The organism is Streptomyces sp. NPDC021225, from assembly GCF_044332865.1.
GTDB lineage: Bacteria > Actinomycetota > Actinomycetes > Streptomycetales > Streptomycetaceae > Streptomyces.
This window is the reverse complement of the sequence record NZ_JBIRPV010000030.1, coordinates 1-5,422: the sequence shown is the minus strand read 5'-3', so window position 1 is coordinate 5,422 and position 5,422 is coordinate 1. Positions and strand designations below refer to the sequence as shown.

The 5,422-nt window shown below is 70.1% G+C and carries 4 protein-coding genes and 1 pseudogene; all 5 read left to right on the top strand.

Features of this window, described 5'->3' with window-relative positions; translation table 11 throughout:
- A pseudogene (locus ACH4S9_RS47010) lies at positions 1 to 190 on the top strand (ABC transporter); the annotation flags it as partial.
- Positions 187 to 978, top strand: a complete 792-nt coding sequence (locus tag ACH4S9_RS47005; protein ID WP_398377813.1) for an ABC transporter permease — start codon at positions 187 to 189, stop codon at positions 976 to 978. The pseudogene ACH4S9_RS47010 and the gene ACH4S9_RS47005, both read left to right, overlap by 4 nt.
- 120 nt (positions 979 to 1,098) lie before the next feature.
- Entirely contained in the window at positions 1,099 to 1,320 is a 222-nt protein-coding gene (locus tag ACH4S9_RS47000) for a hypothetical protein (protein WP_385343750.1), read from the top strand.
- A gap of 66 nt (positions 1,321 to 1,386) precedes the next feature.
- Positions 1,387 to 1,848 carry an Lrp/AsnC family transcriptional regulator gene (locus tag ACH4S9_RS46995; RefSeq protein WP_311723895.1) on the top strand — a complete coding sequence of 154 codons (462 nt, stop codon included), beginning with the start codon at positions 1,387 to 1,389 and terminating at the stop codon, positions 1,846 to 1,848.
- A 127-nt stretch (positions 1,849 to 1,975) separates the two neighbouring features.
- Positions 1,976 to 5,422, top strand: a 3,447-nt coding sequence (locus ACH4S9_RS46990) for a beta-ketoacyl synthase N-terminal-like domain-containing protein (protein WP_398377811.1), incomplete at its 3' end; no start/stop codon positions are given.

The following is a 5,422-nucleotide window of genomic DNA, read 5'->3' as shown; positions in this document are numbered from 1 at the left end:
CGAATCCCTCGCCCTCCAGATCCCCAGCGACGGCAGCCAACGCGAACTGCGCTCCATCCTCGACTGGCTCGACACCGCCGGCATCGAAGCCGACGCACTCACCGTCCACACCCCCGACCTCGACGACGTCTTCTTCGCCCTCACCAGCCCGGCCGACGTCCCCAACCAGTCCAAGGAGAACGTCCGATGAGCGCCCTCTCCCTCGCCGCCCGCGACTCGAACACGATGCTGCGCCGCAATCTGCTGCACGCGTGGCGCTACCCCTCCGGAACCCTGAACCTGCTGCTCACGCCAATCATGATGCTGCTGCTCTTCGTCTATATCTTCGGCGACGCGATGAGCGCGGGCATCGGCGGCGGCAGCGCCGACCGCTCCGAATACATCGCCTACGTCGTCCCGGGCATCCTGCTGATGACCATCGGCAGCACCGTCATCGGGGCCGCGGTGTCCGTCTCCATCGACATGACCGAAGGCATCATCGCGCGCTTCCGCACCATGGCGATCCACCGCGGCTCGATTCTCATCGGGCACGTCGTCGGCAGTGTCTTCCAGTCGATCGCCAGCGTGATCCTCGTCGGCGCCGTCGCTGTCGCCATCGGCTTCCGGTCCACGGACGCCACGGCCCTGGAGTGGCTGGCGGCGTTCGGGCTGCTCACGCTGTTCGCCCTGGCACTCACCTGGATCGCCGTCGGCATGGGCATGGCCAGCCCGAACGCCGAAGCAGCCAGCAATATGGCCATGCCGCTGATCCTCCTCCCGCTCATCTCCAGCGCCTTCACCCCGATCGGCGCGATGCCTGACTGGTTCCGGCCGATCGCCGAGTACCAGCCCTTCACACCCACCATCGAAACCCTGCGCGGCCTGCTCCTCGGCACCGACATCGGCCACAACGGGTGGATCGCGGTCGCCTGGTCCATCGGCCTGGCCGCGCTCGGCTACCGCTGGTCGACGGCGTCGTTCAAGCGCGACCCGAAGTAAGCGGCACAAGCGCGCGGGCCACCTCCCACAGCTCGTCCCGCCCCAGCCCGGAAGGGCCGCCGCCCCTGACGTCAGCACCACAGCAGGAGATGCCATGGATACCAGAATTCATGGCATCCAATGCCTCACAGAAGTCTCCTCCACACCGCCCGCGATGGACGCACCGAGGGCGCGCAGTGGTGTGCGGTCCGGTCGGCAACGGGCAGCGCCCTCTACGGCGAGAGCGTGGGCCTCGGCAACGGCCGACTCGACATGGTGTCGGTCATCGAGGCCATCGAGGCCCGTACCGAGGCGATCGACCCGGCCACCGCCCGCCTGCCCCACCAGGACACCACGCCCTGACAGCTCGCCCGGCCAACGGCACCTGATGCCTCAGATGCCTCACAACAGGAAGAAGGGCAGGTCTCCGTGAAGGAGCTGGACGCCATCGACCGCCGCATTCTCCGGGTGCTCCAGGAGAACGGCAGGATCCAGAACGTCGAACTGGCAGAGAAGGTGGGGCTGTCGCCCTCACCCTGCCTGCGCCGGGTGAAGATGCTGGAAGAGGCCGGAGTGATCGAGCGCTATGTGGCGCTGCTCAACCCGGCGAAGATCGGCATGGGCCTCACCGTGTTCGCCCGGATCTGGCTGACCGGGCAGGACGCCGAAACCGTTGAACACTTCACCGAGGAAGTGAAGCGGCTGCCCCAGATCGTCGAATGCCACCTGATGGCGGGCGACTGCGACTTTCTACTCCGCGTGGTGGCAGCGGATCTCGACGCCTACCGCAAGTTCCAGCTCGACCATCTGACACGCATCAGGGGCGTGCAGAGCGTCAAGACGGAGATCCCGATGCAGAAGATCAAGCTGACTTCCGAACTTCCGCTCTAAGACAACTGTCACCACGGCGTTGAGGCACTTTCAAGTCTGAACCGACCGGCCCTCTACCGGACTGCCATATAAGTCCATGAACGTCTGGTCCTGACTGTTGCCTCTGCCGGATTTGGAGATGGTTCACTTGCCCAAGCCTCGGGGCGAGAGCGCGGCCGCCGGTCTTCCGTGGATCCTCTCCGGGCGTACCACCGCCGCCCTGCTCGCTCAGGCGCGACGGCTCCATGACCACGTCGCCGACCACCCTCGGCTCCCGATGGAGGACATCGGCCACTCGCTGGCGCACACGCGTCCGGCGTCGGCGCACCGCGCGGCGGTGCTCGCCCCGGACCGGGAGGGGTATCTGCGGGGGCTCGACGCGTTGGCCCGGGGCGAGGACGCCCCCGGTGTCGTCCGGGGCACGGCGGCGGCTGCGGGCGACGGCGTGGTGTTCATCTTTCCCGGCCAGGGCACCCAGTGGCCCAGGATGGCGGCGGATCTGCTGACGACCAGCCCCGTCTTCCGGCAGGCCATCGACGACTGCTCGGACGCTTTCCAACCACACGTCGCCTGGTCGCTGGAGGCGGTGCTCCGGGGTGCTCGTGGCGCGCCGCTCCTGGAGCGGACCGATGTGGTGCAACCCGCGTTGTTCGCCGTCATGGTCGGGCTGAGCGAGCTGTGGCGGTCCCACGGGGTCGAGCCGACGGCCGTCGTCGGACACTGCATCGGAGAGATCGCCGCGGCTCATGTGGCCGGTGCCCTGTCGCTCTCCGACGCGGCGCGGGTGGTGATCGAGTGCAGCCGCGCCGAGATGGCGCTCTCCGGATGCGGGGCGTCGATCGCGGTCGCACAGTCCGAAGCGCAGTTGCGTCCGCTGCTGCGGCGGTGGGCGGGCAGGCTGACGATCGCCGCGGTCAACGGCCCCATGGCGACGGTCGTGGGCGGCGATCGGGAAGCCGCCGAAGAACTGCTGGCCCACCTCGCCGACACCGGCGTCCGGGCCCGCGAGGTGGCGATCGACTTCGCCGCGCACACGGCCTTGGTGGACGTGCTGAGGGATGATCTGCTCGGCTCGCTGTCGTCGATCGTCGCGGGGGCCTCGCGGGTGCCGTTCTACTCGTCGGTCACCGGGGGGCTCCTGGACACCGAAGGACTCGACGCGTCCTACTGGCACCGGAACGTCGCCACCACGGTCCGGTTCGAGAGCGCGACGACGGAGGTGCTGCGGGCGGGGCAACGGTGCTTCGTCGAGGTGAGCCCGCATCCGACGCTGGCCATGTGCGTGCAGGCCACCGCGGAGGAGGTGGTCCGCGGCGAGCGTGTGGTGGTCACGCCGACACTGCACCGTGGCCAGCCGGGACTGCACGGATTCCGCGCCGCGCTGGCCGAGCTGTACGTACGGGGCGCGCCGATTGATCCCGTACCGGCGTTCTCGGTGCCCGGCGGCCGTCCGGTCGAGCTGCCGACGGATACGTCCGCCGGCCCAGACGGCCCCGACGACACCGCGGAACCCGGCACATCAGCCCTGGTGGACCGACTGGCTCCGTACTCTGTGGCAGAGCGCAAGCGGCGGCTGTGCGACCTGGTCCGCGCTGAGGCCGCCCATGTCCTCGGGAGCGTCGCCGAGGCCGACGCCGCGCTCCCCACCGTGGCGCGACAGGAGAACTTCGGCGCCATCGGCTTCGACTCGGCAGCCGCGGTCCAACTGCGCAATCGGCTCAGCGACGCCGCCGGGCTGCTTCTGCCCTTCACTCTGGCCTTCGATCACCCGACGCCCACCGCGGTCGCCGACCATCTGCACTCCCTCCTCTTCGCCCCCGAGGACACCGGCGCGGAGCCGAGCCCGGCCGACGGCCGCGGTCCGGCGGCCCCGGGGGTCGCGGCGATCACCGACGAGGAACCGATCGCCATCATCGGCATGGCCGGCCGGTTTCCCGGGGGCGCGCGCACCCCGGAGGAGCTGTGGGAGCTGCTTGCCGACGGCGTCGACGCGCTCTCCCCCTTTCCGGTGGACCGCGGCTGGGATCCGGAGAAGTTCTACGACCCGGACCCCGCCCGGCCCGGCACGTACTACCAGCGGGAAGCCGGTTTCCTGCGGGATGCCGACAAGTTCGACGCCGAGTTCTTCGGGATCAGCCCGCGCGAGGCGGTGGCGATGGATCCTCAGCAGCGACTGCTGCTGGAGACCGCGTGGGAGGCCATCGAGCGGGCGGGCATCGCCCCGGAGACGTTGCGCGGGAGCCGTACCGGGGTGTTCGCGGGTGTGGCTCCGCTCGACTACAGCCCCCGCATGCACCAGGCGTCACCGGAGCTGGAGGGCTATCTGGTCACCGGCAATATCGGCGCCGCCGCCTCGGGGCGGATCTCCTATGTCCTGGGCCTGGAGGGGCCCGCGATATCCGTGGACACGGCGTGTTCCTCGTCCCTGGTGGCGCTGCATCTCGCGATCCAGGCGCTGCGGTCGGGGGAATGCTCGCTGGCGCTGGCCGGCGGGGCGACCGTGCTGTCGACCCCCGGCATGTTCATCGAGTTCTCACGGCAGCGGGGACTGGCGCCGGACGGGCGCTGCAAGGCCTACGCGGCCGGGGCCGACGGCACCGGCTGGGGCGAGGGCGCGGGCATGCTGCTCGTGGAGCGGCTCTCCGACGCTCGCCGGCTCCGGCACCGGGTCCTGGCAGTGGTGCGGGGGTCGGCCGTCAACCAGGACGGGGCGAGCAACGGCCTGACGGCGCCCAACGGTCCGTCACAGCAGCGTGTCATCCGCACGGCCCTGGCGAACGCCCGGCTGACGGCCTCGGACGTCGACGCGGTGGAGGGGCATGGCACGGGCACCAAACTGGGCGACCCGATCGAGGCGCAGGCGCTCCTGGCGACGTACGGGCAGGGCCGGTCGGGTGACCGGCCGTTGTGGCTGGGGTCGGTCAAGTCGAACATCGGACACACCCAGTGGGCCGCCGGCGTCATCGGAGTCATCAAGATGGTGCTGGCCATCCGGCGCGGTGTGCTGCCGCGCACGCTCCACGTGGACAGGCCGTCCGACTACGTGGACTGGTCGGCCGGGGCGGTGCGGCTGTTGACGGATTCGGTCGCCTGGCCGGACCACGGTCACCCGCGCCGAGCCGGTGTCTCCTCCTTCGGCGTCAGCGGCACCAACGCCCACGTCATCCTCGAAGAAGCACCCGCCGCGGAGCCCGCCGACACCTCGGACGGCAGCCCTCTGGCCACCCGCCCGCCACTGCCTCTGCCCTGGGTGATCTCAGCGAAGTCCGCGCAGGCGCTGCGCTCTCAGGCACGACAGCTGCACGCGTTCGTGAGCGCCGAGCCGGAGCTGGATCCGGCCGATGTGGGGCACTCGCTGGCCGTGGGCCGGTCGGCCTTCGATCATCGCACCGTCGTCCTGGGCCAGGACCGCGCCGACTTCCTGCCCGGTCTGGAGGCGGTGGCATCCGGCGAGCCCCATGCTTCGGTGGTGACCGGTCTGGCGGGCAGGGCCAGTGCCCGGGTGGTGTTTGTGTTTCCGGGTCAGGGTGGTCAGTGGGCCGGGATGGGACTGCGCCTGCTGGAAACCTCACCCGTCTTCGCCCAGTCCATCAAC

What these genes read in the sequence shown, in the direction of transcription:
- ACH4S9_RS47005 (WP_398377813.1), top strand. Translation starts at nt 187, where the DNA reads ATGAGCGCCCTCTCCCTCGCCGCCCGCGACTCGAACACGATGCTGCGC.
- ACH4S9_RS47000 (WP_385343750.1), top strand. Translation starts at nt 1,099, where the DNA reads ATGCCTCACAGAAGTCTCCTCCACACCGCCCGCGATGGACGCACCGAG.